General features: G+C 66.5%; 21 protein-coding genes. 12 read left to right on the forward strand and 9 right to left on the reverse strand.

All coding sequences use genetic code 11. From position 1 onward, the window contains the following. Positions 1-87 precede the first annotated feature (87 nt). Positions 88-1,563, forward strand: a complete 1,476-nt coding sequence (locus tag V6Z91_RS08845) for an FAD-binding oxidoreductase (RefSeq protein ID WP_338769317.1) — start codon at positions 88-90, stop codon at positions 1,561-1,563. Between the two features lie 27 nt (positions 1,564-1,590). Here the strand turns inward: V6Z91_RS08845 and prsT are convergent, their stop codons facing one another. After that, the gene (gene prsT / locus V6Z91_RS08850; protein WP_338769319.1) at positions 1,591-4,344 is read right to left on the reverse strand and encodes an XrtA/PEP-CTERM system TPR-repeat protein PrsT; all 2,754 of its coding nucleotides are present in this window, start codon (positions 4,342-4,344) and stop codon (positions 1,591-1,593) included. Positions 4,345-4,413: 69 nt separating this feature from the next. Further along, complete coding sequence (locus V6Z91_RS08855; protein ID WP_338769321.1) at positions 4,414-4,911, reverse strand: hypothetical protein; 498 nt, start codon at positions 4,909-4,911, stop codon at positions 4,414-4,416. Positions 4,912-4,939: 28 nt separating this feature from the next. Between V6Z91_RS08855 and V6Z91_RS08860 the strand changes: the two genes are divergently transcribed. The 6 genes from V6Z91_RS08860 (at position 4,940) to V6Z91_RS08885 (ending at position 13,481) form a co-directional block, all read left to right on the forward strand. Next, the gene (locus V6Z91_RS08860; protein WP_338769323.1) at positions 4,940-6,229 is read left to right on the forward strand and encodes a nucleotide sugar dehydrogenase; all 1,290 of its coding nucleotides are present in this window, start codon (positions 4,940-4,942) and stop codon (positions 6,227-6,229) included. A gap of 19 nt (positions 6,230-6,248) precedes the next feature. Beyond that, positions 6,249-7,295 (forward strand): SDR family oxidoreductase, encoded by a 1,047-nt coding sequence (locus V6Z91_RS08865; RefSeq protein WP_338769325.1) that lies wholly within the window; start codon positions 6,249-6,251, stop codon positions 7,293-7,295. 68 nt (positions 7,296-7,363) lie between these two features. Continuing rightward, entirely contained in the window at positions 7,364-8,767 is a 1,404-nt protein-coding gene (locus V6Z91_RS08870) for a TIGR03013 family XrtA/PEP-CTERM system glycosyltransferase (RefSeq protein WP_338769327.1), read from the forward strand. A 30-nt stretch (positions 8,768-8,797) separates the two neighbouring features. After that, a complete protein-coding gene (gene prsK, locus V6Z91_RS08875; RefSeq protein ID WP_338769329.1) occupies positions 8,798-10,834 on the forward strand; it encodes an XrtA/PEP-CTERM system histidine kinase PrsK in 2,037 nt (678 codons plus the stop codon). Between the two features lie 52 nt (positions 10,835-10,886). Further along, positions 10,887-12,257, forward strand: a complete 1,371-nt coding sequence (prsR, locus tag V6Z91_RS08880) for a PEP-CTERM-box response regulator transcription factor (RefSeq protein ID WP_338769331.1) — start codon at positions 10,887-10,889, stop codon at positions 12,255-12,257. A gap of 9 nt (positions 12,258-12,266) precedes the next feature. Beyond that, a complete protein-coding gene (locus V6Z91_RS08885; RefSeq protein ID WP_338769334.1) occupies positions 12,267-13,481 on the forward strand; it encodes a VanZ family protein in 1,215 nt (404 codons plus the stop codon). 92 nt (positions 13,482-13,573) lie between these two features. Here the strand turns inward: V6Z91_RS08885 and V6Z91_RS08890 are convergent, their stop codons facing one another. The 7 genes from V6Z91_RS08890 to V6Z91_RS08920 are packed head-to-tail and all read right to left on the reverse strand — an operon-like array spanning position 13,574 to position 19,982. Then, on the reverse strand, positions 13,574-14,281 hold the full coding sequence (locus tag V6Z91_RS08890) for a tetratricopeptide repeat protein (RefSeq protein WP_338769336.1): 708 nt from the start codon (positions 14,279-14,281) through the stop codon (positions 13,574-13,576). Positions 14,282-14,283: 2 nt separating this feature from the next. Then, positions 14,284-15,570, reverse strand: coding sequence for a glycosyltransferase (locus V6Z91_RS08895; RefSeq protein ID WP_338769338.1), 1,287 nt, complete (start codon positions 15,568-15,570; stop codon positions 14,284-14,286). After that, entirely contained in the window at positions 15,567-16,505 is a 939-nt protein-coding gene (locus V6Z91_RS08900; protein WP_338769341.1) for a hydrolase 1, exosortase A system-associated, read from the reverse strand. The genes V6Z91_RS08895 and V6Z91_RS08900 overlap by 4 nt, the downstream gene beginning before the upstream one ends. Beyond that, entirely contained in the window at positions 16,495-17,367 is an 873-nt protein-coding gene (locus V6Z91_RS08905) for a hydrolase 2, exosortase A system-associated (protein ID WP_338769343.1), read from the reverse strand. The genes V6Z91_RS08900 and V6Z91_RS08905 overlap by 11 nt, the downstream gene beginning before the upstream one ends. A 10-nt stretch (positions 17,368-17,377) precedes the next feature. Further along, positions 17,378-17,626: an acyl carrier protein gene (locus tag V6Z91_RS08910; protein ID WP_338769345.1), complete on the reverse strand. Its 249-nt coding sequence runs from the start codon at positions 17,624-17,626 to the stop codon at positions 17,378-17,380. A 2-nt stretch (positions 17,627-17,628) separates the two neighbouring features. Continuing rightward, positions 17,629-18,723 (reverse strand): GNAT family N-acetyltransferase, encoded by a 1,095-nt coding sequence (locus tag V6Z91_RS08915; RefSeq protein WP_338769347.1) that lies wholly within the window; start codon positions 18,721-18,723, stop codon positions 17,629-17,631. Next, positions 18,720-19,982, reverse strand: coding sequence for a DegT/DnrJ/EryC1/StrS family aminotransferase (locus tag V6Z91_RS08920; RefSeq protein ID WP_338769349.1), 1,263 nt, complete (start codon positions 19,980-19,982; stop codon positions 18,720-18,722). The genes V6Z91_RS08915 and V6Z91_RS08920 overlap by 4 nt, the downstream gene beginning before the upstream one ends. Positions 19,983-20,221: 239 nt before the next feature. Here V6Z91_RS08920 and V6Z91_RS08925 point away from each other — a divergent pair, with 239 nt between their 5' ends. From V6Z91_RS08925 to V6Z91_RS08945, 5 genes are read left to right on the forward strand one after another with little or no spacing between them, the layout of a single operon-like run. After that, positions 20,222-21,811, forward strand: coding sequence for an acyl-CoA ligase (AMP-forming), exosortase A system-associated (locus V6Z91_RS08925; RefSeq protein WP_338769351.1), 1,590 nt, complete (start codon positions 20,222-20,224; stop codon positions 21,809-21,811). After that, on the forward strand, positions 21,808-23,043 hold the full coding sequence (locus V6Z91_RS08930) for a pyridoxal-dependent decarboxylase, exosortase A system-associated (protein WP_338769353.1): 1,236 nt from the start codon (positions 21,808-21,810) through the stop codon (positions 23,041-23,043). The genes V6Z91_RS08925 and V6Z91_RS08930 overlap by 4 nt, the downstream gene beginning before the upstream one ends. Positions 23,044-23,100: 57 nt before the next feature. After that, entirely contained in the window at positions 23,101-24,930 is a 1,830-nt protein-coding gene (locus tag V6Z91_RS08935) for an asparagine synthase-related protein (RefSeq protein ID WP_338769355.1), read from the forward strand. A gap of 1 nt (position 24,931) precedes the next feature. Further along, positions 24,932-25,966 (forward strand): polysaccharide deacetylase family protein, encoded by a 1,035-nt coding sequence (locus V6Z91_RS08940; RefSeq protein ID WP_338769358.1) that lies wholly within the window; start codon positions 24,932-24,934, stop codon positions 25,964-25,966. After that, positions 25,963-26,583, forward strand: a complete 621-nt coding sequence (locus V6Z91_RS08945) for a hypothetical protein (RefSeq protein ID WP_338769361.1) — start codon at positions 25,963-25,965, stop codon at positions 26,581-26,583. Before V6Z91_RS08940 ends, V6Z91_RS08945 begins: the two co-directional genes overlap by 4 nt. Positions 26,584-26,585 lie beyond the last annotated feature (2 nt).

Genomic DNA, 26,585 nt, shown 5'->3' on the forward strand with positions numbered 1-26,585 from the left:
CGGGCTTTTTCCTTTGTACGTGCCATGCCAAGACAGACCGCCGATACAACAAATGTGACCGGGCTGGCCCAAGCGGGCGGACGGGTGTTGCGACCGCGCACCACCGCGCAGGTGCAACGCATCGTGCGGCTCGCCAACCGCGCCGGCTGGACGATCAACCCGGTCTCGACGGGGCTCAACTTCGGCTACGGCGGGGCGTCGCCCGCCCGGGCGACCGATATCCAGCTCGACCTGGGCAGGATGACGTCGATCCGCAATGCCGCCGAGATTTCGCGCAGCCATCCGGTCGCCGTGATCGAGCCGGGCGTGACCCAGCAGGCCCTGCATGCGTGGCTGCAGCGTCACCACCCGGACCTGTCCTTCAACGTTACGGGCTCGGCCAGGGAAACCAGCATCATCGGCAATGCGCTGGACCGTGGCGTCGGCTATTTCGGCCCGCGCAAGGAAGACTTGTTCGGCTTGGAGGTCGTCACCGGCAGCGGCGAACTGATACAGACCGGTTTTCGCCGGCTCGGCGAAGCGTCGCCACTGGCGCACAGCCATCCTTATGGCCTGGGCCCCATCCTCGATGGTCTGTTTTTCCAGGGAAACTGCGGCATCGTGACGAGCGCCTGCTTCCGCCTGGTGCCCAAGCGGCCCAAGGCCGTGGCCGTCTCGCTGGGATTGCGCGATGGCGCGCAGCTGGGCCAGTTCATCGACCGGCTCGCCGAGCTGAAGCGGGAAGGGGTGATGGAGTCGGTCACGCACATCGCCAATCGCCAGCGCAGCTATGCATCGCTGATGTACGGCATTTCCACCTATCTCGAAGAACAATGCGGGCGCACGCCCGAGGCGGCCGCGGAGGAAGCAAGGCAAGCCCTGGCGCTGATCGCGAAAGGCGAATGGACGAGCCTGGGTGCCATCACCGGCTCGGAGGCGCAGGTGCGCGCGAATCTGGCCGAGGTGCGCGCCCGCGTCGGCGCGATCGCGACCGTGCGGGTACTGACGGAAGAAAAGCTGGCGGGCGGCTACCGGGTCATGCATGCGCTGCGCTTCCTGCGCGGTGCGCGGGCCAACGCCGCGGCCATTGCCGCGATCCGGCCCCTGCACGTGCTGGCCCTCGGCCAGCCCACCGATGCCGCGATCGACAACCTGTTGTGGCGGTTTGGCCACAGCGACCTGCCGGCCACGCAGCTGGACCGGACGAACTGCGGACTGATCTTCATCAACCCCGCGTTGCCGATGGATGGCGGGCTCGTCGCGAGAATCGTGCGCGAACTCGAAGACGTGGCACGGCCATTCGAGCTGTACATGACGATCAATATCGAAACGGCCACGTCCCTGGTGGCCGTCATCAATCTATTGTTCGACCGGAGCAATCCCGCCGAGGCCGCCGCCGCGCGGGCGAAGGCCGATGCGCTGCATGCGCATCTGCGCGCCAACCGGCTCGAGGTTTATCGTGCCCGCGCCGACATGATGAAGGACGTGGTCGACCCGGCCGATCCGTACTGGCAGGTGGTGGGCGCCATCAAGCGGGCGCTCGACCCGAACGGCGTCATTGCGCCCGGCCGCTACAGTCCCTGAGCGCGACCGCCGGCAGCCGGCCGCGGATCACAGCTGTTTCAGCAGGGCGCGCGCCTGCTCGGCCTGCGCCACATCGTCCTTGCGGGACAGCAGGGTTTCCAGTTCCTTGCGGGCCGATGCCTTGTCGTTGTTCTTTGCAAGCGCGGCCGCCAGGTGATAGCGGATGTCGGCCGCGTTGGGCTCGGCGGCGATGGCCTGTTTCAACAGGGGCAAGCCCCGGCCGAGGTTGCCTTGCTCGACCAGCATCCAGCCGAGCGTATCCATCACGGCGCCGCTTTGCGGCAGTGCCTTCAGGGCCCGCTCCGCCGTTTCCACGGCGCGCGGGTCGTTCACGGCCGCGTAGGCCAGCGCCAGATTGTTGAGGATTATGCCATTGTCCGGCACTTCCTTCAGCAAGCCCGTGAAGGTGTCGATCGCGGCCTGGTACTTCTTGTGTGCGAAGTACCGTTCGCCGAGGTACACGGCGATCGCCCTGTCCTTCGGACTTTCCGCGCGCCAGCGCTGGACCAGCTTCAACGCTTCTTCGGGATCACCCGCGTGCACGTATGCATTGGCCAGCTTGAGCCGCAGGGGGGAAGACTTCTTGTCCAGGTCCAGGGCGCGCTGATAGACCGGGATGGCGAGCTCGGGCTTGCGCTGGGCTTCGCGGATTTCCGCCTCCACGATCAGTGCGGGGATGCGGTTGGGCATGCGTCCCTGCGCATCACGGGCGAACATGACCGCCTGGTCGTAATTGCCGCGGCGGGTTTCCACGGCGGCGCGGGCCAGGACCAGCGAGACATCGTCCGGGCGCTCGGCGCTCGCCTTGCGCAGGATCTCGGCCGCCAGGCCGCGCTCGCCCAGTTCCTCGTAGGCAGCCGCCAGGCGGGCGGTCATGCCCGTCGTGCGCGGTTGCAGGGCCGCGAGGCGCCCGTAGGCTTCCAGCGCCGCCGCCTTGTTGTCGTTTGCCGCCTGGACGCGGCCGAGCATGTCGAGCAACTGCGGATCGTCCGGGCTTTCAACCTGCATCGCGGAGATTAGTGCCAGGGCCTTGCGCTTTTCGCCGGCGGCCAGGTATTGCTGTGTCAGCCGAAGGCCCGGTCCCGCCACTTTCGGGCTTGCCGCATGGGCCTGTTCGAGCCACTTGATCGCGTCCGCCGGCTTCTTGTCGATGATCGCGATGTCGGCCAGGGCGAGCATTGCCTGCGCACTGCCGGGATTCTTGTCGAGGAAGGCCTGGTAGTGCTGGCGCGCCGGTTCCAGTTTCTTGTCCGCCAGCTCCATCCGCGCCAGGTTATCCGCGGCGGTGAAGAACGAGGGCTGCGCCTGCAGCGATTTCTGGAATGCCGCGCGGGCCGCCGCGCGGTCGCCCTTGCCCAACTGTGCACCGCCGGCGAGATTGAGCAGCACGGCGTTGTCCGGCGCACGCTTGAGCATCTGGTCGAGCACCGCCACGGCCGCGTCATTCTGCTTCAGGCGCAGGTGCGTGGTGGCCAGCACGATGCCGGCATCGATCGCCGTCGGCGGGCTCAGTTCCACACCCTTGCGCATGGCGGCCACTGCGCCGTCGGCATCCCCCATGCTCATCCTGGCCAGGCCCAGGCCGATATGGGACTGGGCGTGCGTGGGCTGCAGCTCGATGGCACGACGATAGGTCGCGGTGGCCTTGTCGTATTGCTTCAGGTTCAGGTAGGCGCGGCCACCGATGTTGATCAGGGCGGGATCGGTCGAGGTGTCGAGGAATGGCGCCAGTTGCGCGAGCGCTTCGCGCGGCTGGCTGGAGCCGAGGTAGACCGAGGCTAGCATCTTGCGCGCCTGCACATTGCGCGGATCCGACTCGACATACTTTTTCAGGTGCTGTTCGGCCTGCGGGAGCGAGCCCAGGGCGAAGTGGGTTGCGCCGGCCAGCAATTGGCTGGGAAGGTGCTCGGGCGCGACCTTCAGTACGACCTGGACGCTGTCCAGTGCCTGCTTGTACTTTCCTTCCGCAAACGCGAGCTGTGCCTGCGCATGGTAGGCAAGGATGTTCTGTGGCGCCAGCTTCTTCAATGCCGCGAGGTCGGCGCGGGCATCGTCGTACTTGCGCTGGCCGATGTCGATGTAGGCTTTTTGCAGATAGGCTGCCGCGGTGTCCGGCGCGACCTTCAAGGCCTTGTCGTACACCGCCCGGGCCGCGTCGAGTTGCCCCATCGCCTTGTCGAGATCGGCACGGAACAACAGCGTGTCGACATCGGCCGGATGGTGCGCTACCGCCTGGTCCGCCAAACGCACCACCTCGGCAGCGTCGTTCTTCAACATGGCGTGGCGCGCGAGCCCCCTCAGCGCCTCGCTGTTGTTCGGCTCCAGTTTCAGCGCGCTTTCGAACGCCTGGCGCGAGTCGTCCACCTTCTGCAGCGCGAGCAAGGCGTCCCCGCGCAGGCTCAGCAGCGATGCGGTAGGCGGCAAGGAAGCGATCTCATCCAATACGGCTTGCGGCTTGTTCTGCAACAGCAGTGCTTTGGCCAGCAGCGGCAACGCTTCCGTCCGGTTGCTGCCGAGCTTGATGGCTCGCTGCAATTCCTTCTCCGCGGAGACGGCGTCGCCGGTCTTCAGGTACAGGCGCCCCAGGGCGAAGCGGGCGGCGGCATCGTCGGGCGCCGCCTGCAGGGCGTTCTTCAGCTGGATGATCGCCGCCTTGCTGTCGCCCTTGCTCTCATACTGTTTTGCCTGGGCGATCAACTGTTCGGGCGACTCGTCCTTGGAGCACCCGGTGATGGCCGCGAAGACCAACGCGAGGGCCGCGGCCATCCGCTTGTTTCTCATGCTGTAATGCATAGGTCATCCCTGTCAAAAGCACTGTCGAGCGCTGCGTCGATGCGCCGCCACCAAAGATCATATACCGGCGAAATCGAAACCTGTTAACAAAACTAAATTTAATTTTTGCAACTCGTAGCCACATGTTGTCTTGCGGTTACGGTGACATCGTGCTTGACAGGCAGTCACGCTGATAAGTTTCCTTTGTGCATGAACCGCCGATGCGCGAGCACAACGTTTCGACTTTTTTCCTGCGAGTTCGACAATTTCCTTACATTTTGTGTTGTCAATAAGGTTATGCTTTCTGGCATTGCTTTGTTTCATCGAATTGCCGGCCAAAGTGCCTAAAGGTTGCGTTATCGCTGCTGCATGGTCGAGGTTGCGTTGTAAAATGAGGTCGTATCTTTTCTGCAATTTCTGGTAGACAATGACGGCCGGACGGCTTCCGCGCTTGCGCGGGCGGCGGACGGATGGCTGATCGTTGCGGTCGACTGCTGGGTTAATTCGTTCGCCAACGGAATTTCTGGTATTGCTAGTGCCGTAATTAACTTTTTGATATATAGTTGGCATAAACACAAATTGTAATTCTCGAACGGAACCCGATATGGAAAACGATCAAATCGTTGCAGTAGTGGGACTGGGCTATGTGGGTTTGCCCCTGGCAGTGGAGTTCGGCAAGAAGCGTGCAACTATCGGTTTTGACCTATCGGAGGCCAAGGTCGAGAATTACAAGCGATTCGTCGATCCCACCGGCGAAGTCTCGACGGATGACCTGAAAGCGGCGCGCCACCTGACGGTGACCACCGACCCGGCGGCGCTGGCGCAGGCCGACTACATCGTGGTCGCCGTGCCGACCCCGGTCGACATTGCGCACAATCCCGATTTCGGCCCCCTGGTCGGCGCATCCACCAGCGTCGGCAAGCACATGAAGCGCGGTGCCATCGTGGTCTACGAATCGACCGTGTATCCCGGCGCCACCGAGGAAGTCTGCATTCCGATCCTGGAGAAGCAATCCGGCCTCAAGTGGAAAGAGGATTTCCATGTCGGCTTCTCGCCGGAACGCATTAACCCGGGCGACAAGCAGCACACACTGACCACCATCCTGAAGGTCGTCTCCGGCGACGACGCGGCCACGCTCGAAGCGGTCGCGCAACTGTACGAGTCGATCATCACCGCCGGCGTATACCGCGCCTCGAGCGTGAAGGTGGCCGAGGCGGCGAAAGTGATCGAGAATACCCAGCGCGACCTGAACATCGCGCTGATGAATGAACTGGCCATCATCTTCGACAAGATTGGCATCGACACGCTCGAAGTGCTGCAGGCCGCCGGCACCAAGTGGAACTTCCTGCCGTTCCGGCCGGGCCTGGTGGGCGGCCACTGCATCGGCGTCGATCCCTATTACCTGACGCACAAGGCCGAGATGATCGGCTATCACCCGCAGGTGATCCTGGCGGGCCGCCGCATCAACGACGGCATGGCGAAGTTCGTTGCCGAAAAAACGGTGAAGGAAATGATCGCCACCGGCTGCCACGTGAAGGGCGCCAAGGTGAACGTGCTGGGGCTGACCTTCAAGGAAAACTGCCCGGACCTGCGCAACTCGAAGGTGGCCGACGTGGTGGCCGAACTGCAATCGTATGGGCTGGACGTGCACGTCTACGACCCGGTGGCCGACGCCGGCGAAGCCATGCACGAATACGGCATCAAGCTGGACAGCTGGGAAACGCTGCCCCGCGCCGATGCCGTCGTGGCGGCGGTATCGCACAAGGAACTGCTGGCGCTGTCGCTGACCGACCTCGCAGCCAAGCTGAACGATGGTGGCTGCTTCATCGACGTGAAGTCGCAGTTCCCGTTGTCCGGCCTGCGCGAGGCGGGTTACGCCGTCTGGCGCCTGTAAGCGTCGGGGCAGCGAAGGCATGGGCGACGTGAGCAAGTTCGACGACCTGGCGAAACACCTGCGCGGCCGGCAGTACCGCTGGCTGGTGACCGGTGCCGCCGGCTTCATCGGTTCCAACCTCGTCGAAGCCTTGCTCAAGCTCGGCCAGCGCGTGACGGGCCTGGACAATTTCGCCACCGGCCACCAGCATAATCTCGACCAGGTGCGCGCGGCCGTCGGCGAGGGGGCATGGGCGGCTTTCCACTTCGTCGAAGGCGATATCCGCGATGCCGGCACGTGCGCCCGTGCCTGCGAAGGCAGCGACTTCGTGCTGCATGAAGCCGCCCTGGGCTCCGTCACCCGCTCGCTCGAGGATCCGCAACGCACGCATGACGTCAATGTGACGGGCTTCGTCAACATGCTGGTGGCGGCGCGCGATGCGAAGGTCAGGCGCTTCGTCTACGCCGCCTCGAGTTCCACCTATGGCGACCACCCCGGCCTGCCGAAGGTCGAGGACCGCATCGGCAAGCCGCTGTCACCGTATGCGGTGACGAAATACGTGAACGAACTGTATGCCGACGTGTTCGCGCGGTGCTACGGCATCGAGGCGATCGGCCTGCGCTACTTCAACGTGTTCGGCCCGCGCCAGGACCCGCAGGGCGCCTATGCCGCCGTGATCCCGCAGTGGGTCGCCGCGATGATCGCCAACCGCCCCGTGTTCATCAACGGCGATGGCGAAACGAGCCGCGACTTCTGCTTCATCGACAACGTGGTGCAGGCCAATCTGCTGGCGGCGCTGGCGACGGCGCCGGGCGCGGCCAACACGGTCTACAACGTTGCGCTCAACGAGCGCACCAGCCTCAACCAGCTGTATCACATGATGCGCGAATTGCTGCAGGAACGTTTCCCGCACCTGCAGGGCGCGCAACCGCAATACAAGGACTTCAGGGCCGGCGACGTGCGCCATTCGCAGGCCGATATCACCCGGGCGCGCGAATCACTGGGCTATGCGCCGACGCACGACATCGCCGCTGGTCTCAGGGAAGCGATGGATTGGTACGTGCAGCACCTGGCAAGCGCCAGCTGAAAGTGGTTCCACGAGCCGCGGTCGACGGCACGGGAATAAAAACTAGGTGTACGCCCTGGGGGGTAAAAATGTTGAGAATCTCCAACCACTACATATCCAAGGTAGTGTTCAGCCTGTTGTTCCTGGAAGTCCTGATCCTCATCGGTTCTTTCTATGTGGGTGCCGGCCTGCGCATCTTCGACGGCGAAGAGTTCGTGCTGCCGAAGCTCGATCATTTCTTCATGTCCGCCTGCGTCTTCGCCGCCGCGATCGTGTTCTCGATGAGCGCACTGGGCATGTACCAGGTCAAGGTCAGCGAAGGCTTGCGCAATCCGATCTTCATGCAGCTGATGCCATCGTTCGCGATGGGCTTCTGCATCCTTACGCTGGTGTTCTACGTGGCGCCGGACCTGTATTTCGGCCGCGGCATCCTGGTGCTGGTGTTCTGCATTTCGGGCACCGGCATCGTGCTGGCGCGCATGGTGTTCCTGAAGACGGCCGAACTGTCGATCCTCGAGTCGCGCATCATCTTCGTCGGCTGCGGCAACCTGGCCAAGGAATGCGGTGAACTGGTCACCCGCAGCGGTAACTATCACAAGTACCACATTGCCGGCTATGTGCCGGTACCCGGCGAGGATGTGTCCGTGCCGCGCGACCGGCTGCTGGCGCTGGAGCCGGGCAAGCCCCTCGTGCAACTGGCCCAGCAGTATCGCGTCAGCGAGATCGTGGTGTCGGTGCAGAACCGGCGTGGCGGAACGTTCCCGATCAAGGAACTGCTCGACTGCAAGCTCTACGGCATCAGCGTCACCGATTCCACCACGTTCTTCGAGCGCGAGACATGCCAGATCCGCGTCGATTCCGTGCAGCCGAGCTGGCTGGTATTCGGCGGCGGGTTCGACCAGAGCTGGGTGCGCGCGTTCATGAAGCGCAGCTTCGACGTTGCCGCCAGCCTGTTGCTGCTGCTGGTGTCGCTGCCGGTGATGCTGGTCACGGCGCTTGCGATCTACATCGAGGACCGGGCACCGATCTTCTATTCGCAGGAGCGGGTGGGCATGGACGGCCACGTGTTCCGCGTGCTGAAATTCCGCAGCATGTTCACCAACGCGGAACAGGGCGGCAAGCCGCAGTGGGCCGCGAAGAACGACCCGCGCATCACGCGCGTGGGCAACATCATCCGCAAGCTGCGGATCGACGAACTGCCGCAGATCCTGAACGTGCTGAAAGGCGAGATGAGCTTCGTCGGCCCTCGCCCCGAGCGGCCGTACTTCGTCGAACAGTTGACCGAGCGCGTACCGTATTACAACGTGCGGCACAGTATCAAGCCGGGCATCACCGGCTGGGCCCAGGTTCGCTATGGCTATGGCGACTCGGTCGATGACGCGGTGCAGAAGCTGCAGTACGACCTGTACTACGTGAAGAACAACAGCCTGCTCCTCGACGTGCTGGTGCTGATCGACACGTTCAAGGTCGTGATGTTCCGCGGAGGCCGCTGAGCGGCCCTGGAACGTACGCGAGAGTTTCCGATGCCGGTCAGTACCGCATCCTTCAGTTACGCCAGCGCCGCGCTGGCGTTTGCCATTCTGTGCGGGCCGTTGCTGACGCGCTGGCGCGGCCGGCCGCACACGCGTCTGATCGCCATGGCATGCGGCGCGATGGTGCCGTGGAGCGCGGTGATGGTCGGGCTGGCGTACGGTGCGGTACCGCCGATCGCCGCCGAGCTGGCCGAACTGTTGCGCAACGCGGGCTGGACGGCGGTGCTGTTCGCGATGCTGGGCCAGTTGCGTCCGGCAGGCGGGGCGCGGCGGCGCAGCGGGGTCCTGAACGCCGCGCTGGCCCTGTACTTGTTGTTGGCGGCAGTAATTCTCGCGGGCGCGGCGCTGCCCGCGGGCCTGCTCTTCCGCGTGATGGCGATCGGCCACGTCGGCATGGCGGTGCTCGGCATGCTGCTGGTCGAGCAGCTGTACCGCAATGCCGGCACGCAGAGCCGCTGGGCCATGAAGTTCGCCTGCCTCGGGGTGGGTGGGATCTTCGCGTACGACTTCTACATGTACAGCGACATGCTGCTGTTCCGTGAACTGAGCCGGGAGCTATGGACGGCGCGCGGCATCGTCAACGCCCTGACCGTGCCGCTGCTGGCGCTGTCGCTGCTGCGCAGCGCTTCGTGGCACGGGCACCTGGCCGTCTCGCGCCGCATGCTGTTCCACTCCGCCGCACTGATCGGCTCGGCGATCTACTTGCTGGCGATGAGTTCGGCCGCGTATTACCTGCGTTTCGTCGGCGGCAGCTGGGGCTCGCTGATGCAGCTGGTGTTCCTGTTCGGCGCGTCGCTGCTCTTGCTGGGCATCCTGTTTTCCGGGAGCTTCCGGGCCTGGCTGAAGGTCTTCATCAGCAAGCATTTTTACCGCTACAACTACGACTATCGCGAGGAGTGGCTGAGCTTCACCCGCACGCTGTCGCATCCGGGGCCCGGCCTGGGCGAGCGCACGATCCAGGCCCTGGCCGCGCTCGTGGAGAGTCCCGGCGGCGCGCTCTGGATCCGGCGCGATGGCAGGTGCGAGCCGGTGGCGTACTGGCAGACGACACCGAACGCGGTGGCCGAGCCGGCCGATTCGCCGTTCTGCCGCTTCATGGAACAAAAGCAGTGGGTGGTGGACCTGGGCGAACGGATCGCGGGCGAACCGGTGCTGCCCGAGTGGCTGCGGACCTTCCCCCGCGCATGGCTGGCGGTGCCGCTGATGCTGCATGGCCGGCTGCTCGGCTTCGTAGTGCTGCAACAGCCGCGCAGCCCGGTCGCCCTGAACTGGGAAGTGCTGGACCTGCTGAAAGTGGCCGGCACGCAGGCGGCCAGTTACGTGGCTCAGCAGGAGGCCGACAATGCGTTGATGCTGGCGCGCCAGTTCGACTCGTTCAACCGCCTGTCCACATTCGTGGTGCACGACTTGAAGAACCTGGTGGCCCAGCTGTCGCTGTTGACGGCCAATGCGGAAAAACATCGCGACAATCCGGAATTCCAGCGCGACATGCAGGATACGGTAAGCTATTCCGTGCAAAAGATGAAACTGATGCTGCAAAAGCTCAGCCGCACCGCCACGCCGGAACGGGCGCGGCCGCTTGCCGTCGACCAGCTGCTGGCGGGCGCCGTGGCGCTGAAGGCGGCGTTCGAGCCCAAGCCTGTGCTGGACGTGGCCCGGACCGGACTCATGGTGCTGGCCGATGCCGAGCGGCTGGAACGGGTGCTGGGGCACCTGGTACAGAATGCGATCGAGGCCACGCCGCGCGACGGGCGGGTATGGGTACGCGTCGACGGCAGCGGGGACACGATCACGATCGAGGTCGGCGACACGGGGCAAGGCATGAGCGACGAATTCGTGCGCGAGCGGCTGTTCAAGCCGTTCGATTCCACGAAGTCCGCCGGCATGGGCATCGGCGCCTTCGAAAGCCGGGAATATATTCACGAGCTGGGCGGCCAGCTCGACGTGCGCAGCGCGCCGGGGCAAGGCACCACCTTCACGGTGCGCCTGCCGCTGTATCGCGCCGACGCGATCGGTGCCGCCGCCTGAAGCTGACCCAATTGAGCAGCAATGAAGCCGGGCTTCCGGCAAGAGGACTGTTGTGACGCAAACCAAACCGAAGCTGTTGATCATCGAGGACGATCCGGGCCTGCAGAAGCAGCTGCGCTGGAGCCTGGACGCCTACGACGTGGTGGTGGCAGGCGACCGCGAAGCGGCATTGGCGCAGTTGCGCCGCCACGAGCCGGCCGTGGTGACGATGGACCTGGGCCTGCCGCCCGATCCGGATGGGGCCACCGAGGGCCTCGCGACCCTGGAACAGATCCTGGCGCTGGCACCGGACACCAAGGTGATCGTCCTGACCGGCAACCAGGATCGCGGCCATGCCGTGAAGGCAATCGCGATGGGCGCCTATGACTTTCACCAGAAACCGTGCGAACCCGATCTGCTGGGCCTGGTGATCCAGCGGGCGTTCGTGCTGCATGGCTTGCAGCAGGAGCACCGCCGGCTTCAGCAGGGCCAGGCCGACTCGCCCCTGTCCGGCGTCATCAGCCGCGATCCCGGCATGCTGAAGGTGTGCCGCAATATCGAGAAAGTGGCGCCCAGTTCCGCCACCGTGATGGTGCTGGGCGAGAGCGGCACCGGCAAGGAAGTGCTGGCCCGCGCATTGCATCAGCTGTCGCCGCGGGCAAAGGAACGCTTCATGGCGATCAATTGCGCGGCGATTCCCGAAACACTGCTCGAATCGGAGCTGTTCGGCTACGAGAAGGGCGCATTCACGGGCGCGGTCAAGCAGACCAAGGGCAAGGTCGAACTGGCCAACGGCGGCACCTTCTTCCTCGACGAAGTGGGCGACCTGCCGATGGCGCTGCAGGCCAAGCTGCTGCGCTTCCTGCAGGAACGCGTCATCGAGCGCGTGGGCGGCCACGAGGAGATCCCGGTCGATGTGCGGATCATCTGCGCCACGCACCAGAACCTGAAGGCGCTGGCCGCCAGCGGCAAGTTCCGCGAAGACCTGTATTACCGCCTGTCGGAAATCGTGCTGACGATCCCGCCGCTACGCGACCGTAACGGCGACGCGGTCCTGCTGGCCCAGCATTTCAAGAACCGCTTCTGCGCCCAGGAAGGCCGCCCCGCGCTGCATTTCACCCCCGACGCACTGGCGCAGATCGCCCGCCACGACTGGCCCGGCAATGTGCGTGAAATGGAAAACTGCATCAAGCGGGCGGTGATCATGGCCGACGGTCCGGCCATCACGGCCGAAGACCTGGGCCTTGGCCTGGGCCCCGTCGAGGACGAGCCCCTGAACCTGCGCCAGGTACGCGACGAAGCCGAATACGGCGCGATCGTCAAGGCGCTGGCCCGGGTCGACGGCAATATCCTGAAGGCTGCCGAACTGCTCGGCGTCAGCCGGCCCACCCTGTACGACCTGATGGACCGCCACGCGATCCGGCCCACGGTGGCTTCGGCCTGACGGGCCGCCATGGGGTTCCTGCTGCTGCTGTACGCCGCGTTGCTGGTCTACGGCAGCTGGTATCCGTTTGCCTGGGGCGATCCGCTGGCGCCACCGTTCACGTTCCTGCACACCCTGCCGACGTACCTGGACAAGGGGGATGTGATCCAGAACCTGCTCGTCTACATGCCGTTCGGCCTGCTGGTCGTCGCGTGGTGCAGCCGGCGCCTGCCGTTCGCCGCGGCGCTGCTGCTGGCCGCCGTGGCCGGCACGACGCTCAGCCTGGGGATCGAGATTGTCCAGCAATACTTGCCGTCGCGCGTGCCGTCGCTGGTGGACGTGGCGCTGAACTTCGGCGGCAGCGTCGTCGGTGGCCTGCTGGCGGCGCTGCTCAGCCGCCGTACCATGCCGGGCGCCAGATTGCTGCGCCTGCGCGACGACTGGGTTCGCCCGGGCGCGCTGGCCAGCACCGGCCTGGTCGTCATCGGCCTGTGGGTACTCTCCCAAACCAGCCCGCTCGTGCCCTCGCTCGATATCGCCCAATTGCGCGGCAAGCTTGGTTACCTGTATCGCTCGGTGACGGAGCCCTATTGGTTCAACTGGAGCAGGCTCGCCACGCTGTGGTGCTACCAGGTCGGACTGGGAATCCTGCTGCGCACGCTGCTGCGGCCCGATCGTCCATTACTGCGGCCCTACCTGCTGCTGGCGGCTTGGGTCTGCGGCTGGAAGGTTCTGGTGGTCGGGCGCGTGCTGTCGCTCGAGCTGGTCGCGGCGGTGGCACTGGCGGTGCCAGCGCTCGCCGGCACGCGCGGGCTGCGGTCCGGCACGCTGGCGATATCCGGCGTGGCCCTGCTCGCCGCCGGGCTGGCGGTCTACGAAATGATGCCCGGCGAGGCGGCGACCTACGGCAGCGCCTTCAACTGGATTCCTTTCGAGGGCCAGATGAACGACCTGTCCGGGCTGGAAAACATCCTCGAGTTCCTGTGGCCGCCGATGGCGATGGCGTGCCTGCTGCGCCAGGTGCTGCCGTTCCACCGGCAGGATGCCGGCGCGATCGCGGGGGTGGCAATCCTTGCGCTGGGATTGTTCGTGCTCGAATGGTTGCAGCAGTCGGTGCCGGGACGCTATGGCGACATCACCCAGGTGGTGCTGGCCTGCATCGGCTGGGTCATACCGTGGTGTGTGCGCAACCGCAGTGCCCGGCCTGCCGGGCCGGCCCGGCGCGCGGCGGCGGGCCAGCGGTAAAGGGATAACGGCGGAGTAACGGCGGAGTAAGGGGGAAATAACGGCGGGGCAACGGCGCACCGTCGGGCCGCGGGGCACCGGCGGCGGCCGGGTCAGCGTGCCGCGGTCTCCGGCTGTTCCTTCGGTGCGGCGTCTTCCTTATTGTCGCCCGCCCCTTCCTTGGCCGGCAGCGGGTCCACCTTGCCATCCCACTTGCGCGCGCCCACCAGCATATTGCGCAGGCCGTCGAGCGGGAAGTCGTGCTGGTACGCGGCCTTGGCGTGCTTCACGGCGAGATCGTATTGCTTGGCGCGGAAATAGGCGATGCCGAGGTTGTAGTTCACCGACGCGTTGTCCGGCGCCATGTCGTAGGCCTTCTGCAGCATGGGCATGGCACGCTCCGCCTGCCCGATCCCATACAGGTACTTGCCGTAGGCCCCCCAGGCCAGAGCGTCGTCCGGCTTGAAGCGCACGGCGCGTTCGAAGTAGCACTCGACGGGGTAATTGGCGCCTGCCAGCTTGTTGACCTTGCTGCGTGCCGCCACCGCCGCCATCGTCGTCAGCGCCTTGACATGGTTGGGGAATACCCGCAGCGTGTAATCGAGATCGCCGCCGATCGAGCCGGTATTGCCTTTCACGCCGGCCGCCACTTCTTCCGTGTAGTGGGCGTGTTCCACCATGTACAGCGAATTGTCGGGAGGATCGCGATAATCGTACGGACCGAAGGCGTTCGTTATTTCGCCGCAGTACGGCTTCGCGCCGGCCGCCGCCGCGAGCAACAGCAGGGCGACCGGCGCAGCGATTTTGAGGGGTGATGTCATGTTCAGCATGCTTTGCTCGTTCCTTTCGCCTGGGCGTTGGGCACGGCCACCGTCACCTCGTGCAGCAGGCGGGCCAGTTCGGCCGTGCGGGCGCGTCGGGAATTGGCGGCGACCGCCTCGTCGGAAGCGAGCGGCGCGCGGCCCGCTTCCGCCAGCTCGAGGAAGCGCAACAGCGCCGCCCGGATGCCTTCCTTGTCGTCCAGCGGGCCGATCGTGTCGATGCCGGCATGGCGCAGCGCCGCCGCGGTATCGCCGATGGCGTCGGTCAGCGCAAGCACCGGTCGGCGCGCGCGCAGGTATTCGTACAGCTTGGCCGGGATCTGGTGATTGCAATTTGTCGCCTGCAGTACCAGCAAGCCGTCCGCCCCCAGCATTTCGGCCAGCGCGTCGCGGTAGGCGATGTGCGGCGCCAGGCTGACGATGTCGCCGATGTCATATCTGGCGATCAGCGGAACGAGGAAGTCGTCATGCGCGGTGGCGCGCAATACAACGCGCAGGCGCGCGCTCGTAACAAAGCCCTCGGCCTTCAATTCCGACAGCGCCTCGAAGAACGGCACCGGATCGCGCTCGGACGGATAGATGATGCCGCTGTGGATCAGGGTGAACGGGCGGCCGGCAACCGCCGTTACCGGCTTCTGCATGGCGGCCGCATTGGCGAAGTTCTCTTCGTCGTAGCCGTTTTCGATCACCACGAAGCGGCTGGCGGGGATGTCCGGGAAACGCTTCGTGTACGTGACGATCGCTCCCGGCGTCGTGCAAACGGCCAGCGCGCAGTTGCGCACGGTTTTTTCCTCGATCCAGCGGTAGAAGCGGCGCATCACCGGGTCGGCCGGGTAGTCGACGTCCGTCATCGGGTCGCGCAGGTCGGCGATCCACGGCAGGCCGGTCAGCTTGTGCAGCGCCAGGCCGATCAGCTTCGCGCTGGCGATCGGGTAGGTGGTCCAGATCGCCTGGGGCTTGTATTTGCGGATCATGCGCAGCCCGGCCGGAATCGCACCGAGGCACCAGCTCACCCAGCGGTCGGGCAGCGCCATCCAGCCGACGTAGCGGCCACGCACGGAGAGATGGCGCGAAGTGTCGAGCGCGAAGGCGCGGTGCACGATCGCTTCCTTTGGAATTTCGGCCAGCTGGTCGTTGCCGCTGTTGGCATAGGCGCGCGGGCTGGCGGAGAGCACCAGCGGTTGCCAGCCATGCTGCGGCAGGTATTGCGAGAATTTCAGCGTGCGCTGGATGCCGCTGCTGCCGCGCATCGGCGGATAGTGATAAGCCACCATCAACACCCGGTTCATGCCCGTGCTCCCGTTCCATGCGGGCTGGTCTCGCCGACCCATTGCGCAGTCCAGGCCGCGACCTGGTCGCGCCATTCGCGGCGCGAGAACGTATGATCCGCTGCCTGCAGCGTGCGGCGCTGCACGCGCGGCGCAGCGAGCAGCTTGCGCCACTGGCGCGATGCCTTCACCATGTCGAGGAACTCCTGCGCCGTCAGGTCGGCGCCACTGGTAATCAATAGAATCGGGCCTTCGAAACCCTGCCAGCCGGCCAGCATGCGCGCGTGCAGGTCAGGCCCGGCGGGCATGGCCGGCTTGGCCGCCACCGTATTTGCCGGCGTCTCCGGGAGCTTGGCGGGGTGGTTGGGCTCGCTGGGCTTGTCGCCGCGCGAAGCGCCCAGGAGGCCGGTCAACGAGCGCAAGGCCTTGCCGAATTCGAACTGGCCGCTGGCGATCTTTTTCCACAACGCCGGTTGCAGGAGGCGCTGCACGTAATAGTGCTTCAGCGTGGCGCGCGCCAGGCCGGCAGGCGTGCGCGCCCACGGATTGAGCAGCACGAGGCCGGCCACGCGGCGGTCGTGGCGTGCGTAGAACAGCGCGGCGCTGGCCGCGTCGCACAAGCCCCAGATGACCACCTCGGCCATGCCGGGCACCGCGGACATGAAGCGGTCGACCGCCGCACGCAGGTCGGTGTCGACGTCCTCGAAATTGCGCGCGGGCCCGGTGCTGTCGCCCATGCCGCGGTAATCGAAGCGCATGGCTGGAATGCCCCGGGCGGCCAGCGCCCGGGCGAGCAGGGCGAACTGGCGATGGCTGCCGGCGCGGTATTGCGGGCCGCCGACGACGATCAGCACGCCGCGCCGCGCGGGCGTTGCGGCGGGAGCGGCGGGGCTGAGGATTGCCGTCAGCCACTCGCCGGCGCAGGGGAACGTCAACGCTTGTTCGTCAGGCTGCATGGCAGGCTTCGCTCAGCGACCGCAACGTGGCATCGAGCAGCGCGGGGCACTCTTCGATTTCCTGGGTCGCCCAGAACTGGGGGCCCGCGACGACATGGGTGGCTACCGTTGCGCCATGCTTGCCCAGTGCCGCGACGACGCGCGCCGCGGCCGGCGACAGCGGACGGCCGCTTTCCGGGGCGACCTCGAACCACCGCACCGGGCATGCCGGCGCGATGAATTTCTCCGCCGCCCGCGCGTCGATCGCCAGCGCAAGCGCGGAATCGAGCGTGTAGCCGGCAATTTCCAATGCCTGGCCAGCCGTGAGGGCTTCCTTCAGCGCGGCGGTGCCGCCGCCGGTCTCGCCCTCCGTGAGCATCTGGCTGGCCACCTTGAGGCGCAGGAATTGCGTGAGGAACTGGCTGCCGTGGGTGACGGGCTGCCACAGCAGCAGGCCCGGCAATGCACGGGCCTGGGCCACGTCCAGCGCCAGCAGGCAACCGAGGCGCAAGCCCCACAGCCCCGCGGCGTGGCCGCTGCGGCGTTCGAGCCAGGCAAGGCCGCGGGCGACATCGTCCTGCCAGGTCTCCCAGCGCGCATCGCCGAAGTCGCCGGCGCTGTCGCCGCAACCGTGCAGGTCCAGTTGCAGCACCGCGTAGCCATCCCGCGCCATGGCGCGCGCCTGGAGCGCGGCCATGCGGCGTGACTTGTTCATCTCTTCGGCAAACGGGTGGATGTAAAGCCAGGCGCCGCGGCAGGTACCGACGGGCGCGTGGTACAGGCAGAAACGCGCAGCCGCGCCGCTGCCGAGGAAAAAAGGCGCCGCCGCGCCGGCGTCCGGGAAAAACGGTTGCGCGGGCGGCGCGGCGGCGGGGGTGTTCATGCGCGGGCGCTCAGGCGGTCAGCTTGTGCTTCACGAAGGCCGTCAGGCTGCCCAGCGTGGCGAAGGTTTCGGCGCTGATTTCATCGTCGTCCACGGTAAAGCCGAACTGCTCTTCCAGCGCGCCGATCAGCTGGACCACCGCCATCGAATCGAGTTCCGGGATGCTGCCCAGCAGGGCCGAGTGCTCGTCCAGCGACCGCCCGGCCGGGCCGAGGGCGAGGACATCGGTGACAATCTGCTTTACTTCGTCGAGATACATGATTACTCCGTGGTTGAGGTTTGCTGCCGCGTGGCGACGGGCGCAGGGGCGGCGAACCTGCCGCGCAATCTCTGCACCATGGCGGCCCGTTCGCCGGCGGCGGCATGCAGCTGGCGAAGTACCGGCCAGCGGTAATGGTTGACATGGTACATGGTCCGGATTTCGTCGGTCCAGCGCGTATGCCATTCCATCACTTTGCCGTAGAACTCCAGCCGCGCGTACTGCTTTTCCTCAAACAGCCGCTGGCAGCATTCCTCCCTCATCAACAATGTCGGCGACAGGCTCGCCGGCACCGATTCATCGTAGGTCGTCTTCAACACGATCAGGGCGCCGTCGCCCTCGATGCACAGGTCCATCGCCACCAGCCGGTCGTCGAACCAGTAGCGGTACACGGCCGCCTGGCCGCGCCGCGCGAACCCTTCCAGCATCGCCGTATAGAAGCGGCCCTGGTCATTGTCCGGATGCACCGCCGTGCCCAGCTGCGCCTTCCAGCCTGCGCTCTCCAGGCGGCCATAATCCGCCACCGCGGCCGCCATCTGTTCGGGCAGCCGGTCGATCTGCATGCGCGGGGCGATCCCATCCTTTTGCAGCCGCGCGCGTTGCTTCTTCAGGTTGCTGCGCAGGTTCTTGCCGCGCGCATTCCAGTAGTCCTCGAAGCTGCCGGCGATCGGCACGTGGGCGGTGCGGATGTAGTCGAGGGTGCCGGTGACGGCGCTGTCGGCGGGACGGGGCTCGAGCTGCGGGTCGCGCTGCTTCAGCCCCACCATCAGCGCCAGGCCCGGCAGCTTGCGCGTCAACGGCGGCAGCAGCCGGTCGAGCGGAATGCCGGCGCGGTGCAGCCACAGCCCGATCGGTGCCTGCGACGGCTGCAGCGCTTCCCACACCCCCCGGCCGCGCGGCACGAGGATGCCCATCGCGACAATGTCGCCATCGGCTTCGCACACCGCCAGCCGGCCGCGCGGGTCGCCGAATTCGGCCAGCAGCGGCTGCACGAATTCCGGCTCCAGCAGTGGCGAGCGGGTGGTGAGCGCATTGAGCCGGCGCCAGGCATCGGCGTGCTGGCCGAATGCGCCGGCCGGGTACAGGTGCCATTTCATCGGGTCGCTCCCAGGATCGCGCCGCGCACCTGCCCGATCATCCATGCGATTTCATCGTCGCGCAGCTCCTGGTGGCAAGGAAACTGCAGCACGCGGCGCGACAGGTCGACACTGTTCTCGCAGACGGTCGCATCGACGCCCGGCCACAGGTATTCGCCAAAGCGGATCACGGGAACCCGCGCCTCTTTCAGCTGGCGGAACAGCGCCAGCGGCTCGTCGCACAGCAGGGGGAAGACCCAGGGATAGACGCCGTCCGGCAGGCTGGCGAACAGGGGCCGGCAGCCGGGCAGGCCGGACAGCGCATCGTACAGCCGGCGGTAATTGCGGCGCCGCAGCTCGCCCATGCGCCGGCGCGACACGAGCCGCAGCATGACCCGCGAATACAGCGAGGAGCGCTTGGTGAGCCAGGCCGGATCGAATCCAAAGCCGCCATCGGACGATCCGGGCGCCAGCGCCGGCGCCGCGCCGTGGCGGCGCGACTTGATCACGCCCCACAGGCTGTTCTTGACCGCCATGGGCAGCGCCATCAGCGCGCGCAGCAAGGGCAGGCGGCCATAGGCGAAGCCGTTTTCAATGGAGTTCAGCAGCACCTTCGCTTCGAAGCCGGTGCCGGCCGATTGCAGCGCCACGCCGTCGAGCCGGTGACGCGCCGAGGCCAGGCAGCCGCCCTCGTAGACCGGGAAGAATTTCATGCTGCTGGCGATGGCATAGTCGCCCCAGGAACCGAGCGGCCGGCCGCCGTGATGGCCCAGGAAGGAGTGGGCGCAGTCCTCCAGCAGGAAGATGCCGCGCTCGTCGCAGAAGGCGCGTAGTGCTGGTAGGGGCTGGTGGAAGCCGTAATAGTTGGTTGCCATCAGCGCCTTCACGTTACACGTGGCGGCCTTCACGGCGATATCGCCGAGATCGACGGTGGTATCGGGGCGGATGCGGTAGAACAGCGGCGTGGCGCCGGCCCAGATGACCGGCTCGATCATCGACGCGCAGTGGTAGGAGGGCACCAGGACCGTATCGCCGGGGCCCACGCCCATCTGCTTCAATGCCAGCGCGATCGCGACGCGGCCGCTGGTCACGAAGCGCACTTCCCTCGCGTCGAGGATCGAGGACGCCTGGGGGCCGCGCATCCGGAGGAAGGACGCCAGCGACAGGGCGGGCGAGACCGGGAGGCGGGACCGCGGGTAGTCGGCAGGAGCGGGCGGCGACTGGATTGCCGCCGCTGCGATGGCAGCCGGCTCCACATCTGAAATGCTGATCTTTCCCATGGTCGTCTCGATTGCAGCCCAGTTCCCGGACAAAACTAACAGCGTTTCCCATCATACATCAAAAGATTGCCAAAAATTCACGTAAATTGTTGTTTTTGGAACAATGCAAGAGGAAATTTTCAGACAAAGCTTGCCGAAAAACAGGAAGCAATTGATTGTAAAATGTTAATATCCCCGCCTAGGTTTCCGCACGGTTACAATTTGGTTACATTTCGGCGCAGCCTTTCGCAGGATATGATATGAGCGACCTGATCCACGACTTCATCTTCCGTTCGGCCGCCCGTACGCCCGGCGCCGAAGCCCTCGTCCACGGCAGCCGCCGCCTGAACTACGGCGCTCTCGCTGACCTGGTGCGCCGCAGCGCCGCCGCGCTGCTGGCGTCCGGCCTGGAGCGCGGGGAACGGGTCGCCGTCTACATGGAGAAAAACGTCGAGAACGTGGGGGCGATGTTCGGCGCCGCTGCCGCCGGCGGCGTCTTCGTGCCGGTCAATCCCTTGCTCAAGCCCGAACAGGTTGCCTACATCCTGGCCGATTGCAATGTGCGCGTGCTGGTCACCACGATCGATCGCCTGAAACTGCTGGCCGACGTGCTGCCCGCGTGCCGCGACCTGCGGCTGGTCGTGGCGGTGGGCGGTGGCGACGCATTGCCGGCGATTCCGAACATCGAAGTGTTGTCATGGGATGGCGCGCTCCACCGCGCCGTGGACGAGAAGCGCACGCCCCACCGTGCCATCGACGGCGACATGGCCGCGATTCTCTACACTTCCGGCAGTACCGGGAAGCCGAAGGGCGTGGTGCTGTCGCACCGGAACATGGTGGCCGGCGCGCAGAGCGTGGCCAGCTACCTGGAAAATACGCCGCAGGACCGGCTCCTGGCCGTACTGCCGCTGTCGTTCGATTACGGCCTGTCGCAACTGACGACGGCATTCCATGCCGGCGCCACCGCCGTGCTGATCAACCACCTGTTGCCGCGCGACGTGCTCAACGCCGTGGTCGCCGAACGCATCACCGGGCTGGCAGCGGTGCCGCCGTTGTGGATCCAGCTTGCTCCGCTGCCGTGGCCGGAAGACTGCACGCTGCGCTACCTGACCAATTCCGGCGGCGCCATGCAGCGCCCGACGCTGGACGCATTGCGGCGGGCGCTGCCGAACGCGCGGCCGTTCCTGATGTATGGCCTGACCGAAGCGTTCCGCTCCACTTACCTGCCGCCGGATGAACTGGACCGCCGCCCCGATTCGATGGGCAAGGCTATCCCGAATGCCGAGGTGATGGTGCTGCGCCCGGACGGCACGGAGTGCGCGCCGCATGAGCCGGGCGAACTGGTGCACCGCGGCGCCCTGGTGTCGCTGGGCTACTGGAACGACCCGGCCAAGACCGCCGAGCGCTTCAAGCCCGTGGCGCCGCGCCATTATGGCTTGCCCCTGGCCGAACTGGCCGTCTGGTCCGGCGACACGGTGCGCCGCGACGAGGAAGGCTTCCTGTACTTCATCAGCCGCAACGACGAGATGATCAAGACGTCGGGCTACCGCGTCAGTCCCACCGAGGTCGAGGAAGTGGTGTATGCGCGCGAGCACGTGGCCGAGGCGGCCGCGATCGGCGTCAAGCATCCGGCCCTGGGCCAGGCGATCGTCGTCATCGCGTTCCCGCGCGAGGGAGCGGCCCTGAGTCCCAACGACCTGTTTGCCGCGTGCAAGCCGCACCTGCCGGCCTACATGCTGCCGCAGAAGGTCGTCGTCGCCCAGGCCCCGTTGCCGCGCAACCCGAACGGCAAGATCGACCGCAAGCTGCTGTCGACGCAGTACGAGAACGTCTTCATGGAGCCGCGATGAGCGCGCCACGCCCGCAGCACGCACCGCTGCTGCAGTTCCCCGTAGTCGACGATTGCCTGCAGGTCGGCGGCGTGCCGCTCACCCGGCTCGCGCAACGCGTCGGCCAGACGCCGTTCTATGCGTACGACCGCGCCGCGCTGACGGCAAGGGTGGCCGAACTGCGCCATCACCTGCCGGCCGACGTGCACCTGCACTACGCGATGAAGGCCAATCCGATGCCGGCCGTGGTGCAGCACATGGCTGCCCTGGTCGATGGCATCGACGTCGCATCGGGCGGCGAGCTGCGCGTGGCGCTCGACACGCCGATGGACCCGGCGCACATCAGCTTCGCGGGGCCGGGCAAGAGCGACATCGACCTGTCGTGCGCGATCGCGGCCGGCATCGTGCTGAACCTGGAGTCCGAGGGCGAAACCGAACGCGCCGCGCGCATCGGCGACGGCCTGGGCATCACGCCGCGCGTCAATGTGCGCGTCAATCCCGACTTCGAGCTGAAGTCGTCGGGCATGAAGATGGGCGGCGGGCCGAAGCAGTTCGGCGTCGATGCCGAGCGCGTGCCGGCACTGCTGCGCCGCATCGGCGAACTGGGCCTGGACTTCCACGGCTTCCACATCTTCTCCGGCTCGCAGAACCTGAAGGCGGCGGCGCTGCACGAGGCGCATGAAAAAACGTTCGCGCTGGCGCTGCGGCTGGCACAGGAGGCGCCGCGCGCGCCGCGCATCCTGAATATCGGAGGCGGCTTCGGCATCCCGTATTTCCCCGGCGAAGAGCGGCTCGACCTGGCAGCCGTCGGCGCCAACCTGCATGCGGTGATGGATGGCGTGCGCCCGCAGCTGCAGGGGGCGCAGGTCGTCATCGAACTGGGGCGTTACCTGGTCGGCGAGGCCGGCGTCTATGTCTGCCGCGTGGTCGACCGCAAGGAATCGCGCGGCAGCGTGTACCTGGTGACCGACGGCGGCTTGCATCATCACCTGTCCGCTTCGGGCAATTTCGGCCAGGTGATCCGCAAGAATTATCCGGTGGTCATCGGCAACCGTGTACATGGCGGGGAACGCGAGAAGGCCTCCGTCGTCGGGCCGCTGTGCACCCCGCTGGATGTGCTGGCCGACGGGATGGACCTGGCGCGCGCCCGGCCAGGCGACCTGGTGGCGGTGCTGCAGTCGGGCGCATACGGCGTATCGGCCAGCCCGGCGGGCTTCCTCAGCCATCCGGCGGCGCCGGAGGTGCTGGTCTGAGCTGCTCCCCGCGCCGCACGGCGTGCGGCGCACGATTTGATAGAGGCGAGGTGCACGATGAGCGGTATTTGTGGGTGGATCGGCCACGGCGCGCAAGACCGTGGAGTGATCGGCAGGATGGCCGCGCCGCTGGCGCGTTTCGACGGCAGCCCCGTGCACGAGGCGGAAGGCAGCCGGTGCGCGGCCGCCGTGGCCGGGGCGGGCGATGTGCATCGCCAGGAGGGCTTGCTGATCGCGTTGTGGGGCCATCCGGTCCTGCGCGATCCGGCGCTGGCCGAGCAGGCCGCCATCCGCGGTCCGGCGGCCGTGCTGGCCGCGCAGCGCCACCTCGGCCCTGACAGGCTGTGCGCCCTGCTGGGCGGCTCCTTCGCGCTGTGCGTCCTCGACGAGCGTGCCGGCGAAGCGATCCTGGCGATCGACCGCATGGGCGTGCATCCCCTGACCTGGCAACTGGCCGGGGAAGTACTGCTGTTCGCCTCGTCGGCGGACGCGCTGATTCGCCATCCGCTGGCCGGCGCCGCGATCGACCCACAGGGCATCTACAACTACGTCTACTTCCACATGGTGCCGGCGCCCGGCACCGTGTACAAGGACCAGCAGCGGCTGCTTCCCGGCCATTATCTGCACTATCGCCAGGGACGGGTGGAGACCCGGCCGTACTGGCGCATGGCGTTCCAGGAAGACGGCAAGCGTTCCTTCGAGGAGCTGAAGGCCGACTTCCTCGCCCAGCTGAAGCACGGCGTGCGCGAGGCGGCGGCCGGGGCGAAGGTCGGCGCCTTCCTGTCCGGCGGCACCGACAGTTCGACGATCGCCGGCATGCTGTGCGATGTCGGCGGCGTGCCCGCCGAAACCTATTCGATCGGCTTCGCGGCCCAGGGCTACGACGAGATGGAATACGCGCGCATCGCATCGCGCCATTTCGGCACCCATCACCACGAGTACTACGTCACGCCCGACGACGTGGTGGCCGCCATTCCCGACGTGGCGGCCGTGTGCGACCAGCCGTTCGGCAACGCCTCGGCGGTTCCCGCCTTCTACTGCGCGCGGCTGGCAAGGAAGGATGGCGTGACGCGCATGCTGGGCGGCGACGGCGGCGACGAACTGTTCGGCGGCAACGAGCGCTACGCGAAGCAGCATGTGTTCGCCCGCTACGAGCAGGTGCCTTCCCTGTTCCGCAAGGCGCTGCTGGAGCCGGCCATCTTCAACTTCCCCGGCGGCGATCGCGTGACCTTGCTGCGCAAGGCGCGCAGCTACATCGAGCAGGCGTCGGTGGCGATGCCCGCGCGGCTGGAAACCTACAACCTGCTGGGCCGCTACGGCGCGCGCCAGGTGTTTACCGATGACTTCCTCGCGAGCGTCGATACCGGCCAGCCGCTTGCCGGGCTGGCGCAAACCTATGACGCGAGCGAGGCGAAGAGCCTGATCAACCGCATGCTGGCGCTGGACCTGAAGATCACGCTCGCCGACAACGACCTGCCGAAGGTGATGAAGGCTTGCGAGCTGGCCGGCGTCGAGGTGGCATTCCCGTTCCTGAACGACGCGATGGTGGCGTTCTCCGCGGGCCTGACGCCGCAGCAGAAGCTGAACGGCACGCAGTTGCGCTGGTTCTTCAAGGAGGCCCTGAAGGGCTTCCTGCCGCCCGAGATCATCACCAAGCAAAAGCACGGCTTCGGCCTGCCGTTCGGCGTGTGGCTGCAGCAGCACAAGGCGTTACAGCAGCTGGCGTCCGACAGCCTGACGGACCTGAAGGCGCGCGGCATCGTGCGCGGCGATTTCATCGGGCAGCTCACCGGCAAGCACCTGCTCGAACATGCCGGCTACCACGGCACCATGGTGTGGGTGCTGATGATGCTGGAACAGTGGTACCGCCAGCGCGCCGGAGCCTGACATGCGTACCCGGGTCTGCATCTCGATCGACACGGAGTTCTCCATCGGCGGAGCATTCAAGAGTCCGGACAAGCAGCCCGTCGCCGAACCGATGGTGTGGTGCGAGGTCGGCGGCCGCTCGCAGGGCCTGGGCTTTCTGCTCGACCAGTTCGAGCGCCACCGCATTCCCGCCACCTTCTTCGTCGAGGCGGCGCACCGCTACTTTTTCCGCGAGCAGGACCCGATGGGCGCGATCGCCCGGCGCATCGCCGCCCACGGCCACGAAGTGCAGTTGCACACGCATCCCTGCTGGTCGGTGTTCCAGCACGGCGACTGGTGGGAACGGGTACGGCGCGAACCGTTCCAGGACGAGTTCTTCGGCCGCGCCGTGGAAGATTCCGTGCGGCTGCTGCGCCAGGGCCAGCAGGCATTCGCGGAGTGGGGAATCCCCGCGCCGACGGTGTTCCGGCCCGGGAACATGCAGCATGATGATGCGCTGTTCGCCGCCATGGCCCGCTGCGGTATTGCCTACAGCTCCTGCGTCGGCCTGGCCGTATTCGACAGCAAGGACCCGCGCTACCGCCTGTACAGCGGCGTGCATCGGCGCCACGGCGTGCTGGAGATGCCGGTGCTGACGTTCCAGGACTGGCAGCTCGGCGGGCGCCGCCACTTGAAGACGTTGACGATCGCCGGCACCAGTTTCGATGAAACGCGCCTGCTGCTGGAGCGCGCGCACGAACAGCAGGTTCCGCTGGTCGTGCTGCTGACCCACCCGTTCGAATACGTGCAGCGGCGCGACGACAGCATGCGCACGGCACGCAGCAATGCGCTGCACCAGAATCGCCTGGCGCGGCTGTGCCGCTACCTGGACGACAACCGCGAGCGCTTTTTCCCGACCGGCATGGGCGAGGCCGGCAGCGCCCTGCAAGCGGCACCGGATGAACGCAACGTGCTGTTGCATGGCAGCGGCTGGCGCAGCATCCGCCGGCTCGCCGAGCAGGCAGTCTACGACCGCTACGGCAGCTGGGCATTGTCCCGGCAAGGAGTTCCGGCATGATCGCAACCCTGCACAATCGCCTGACTGCGCGTCTGACCGCGCGGTTGAATGCGCGCTTCGGCACCTGGCGCGGCCTGGTGCGGCTGCTGCTCGCCCAGGCCGAGCGGATCACCGGACGGCTGCGGCCGTTCGACCTGCACGACCCGCACGCGGTTCGCCGCGTGGTCTTCGTCTGCCTCGGCAATATCTGCCGCAGCGCCTATGCCGAACAGGTGGCGCGCGCCGCGGGCCTGAACGCGGCGTCGCTCGGCCTGTCGACCACGACCGGCGTCGGCTCGCCCGACCCCGCGCTGGCGGCGGCCGCGCGGCAGCAATTGCCGATGGACGCGCACCGCGCACGCGACTGGGAAGACTTCGCCGTGCAGCCGGGCGACCTGCTGCTGGCGATGGAAGTGCGGCAGGTGCATGAATTGAGGCGCCGGCTGGGCGGCCGCACCGACGTGCAGGTGGCATTGCTCGGCAACTGGTGTTCGCCGCCATTGCCGCACCTGCATGATCCGTTCACGCTGTCCGATGCCTATTTCGACACCTGCTTCACCCGCATCCGCCAGGCCGTCGGCCGGCTGGCGCGAGACGTTCCGAACGCGCGCGCCATGCCGGCGCAAAAGAGGGGGTAGCG

Origin of the sequence: Massilia sp. METH4, assembly GCF_037094685.1 — a bacterium.
GTDB lineage: Bacteria > Pseudomonadota > Gammaproteobacteria > Burkholderiales > Burkholderiaceae_D > Rugamonas.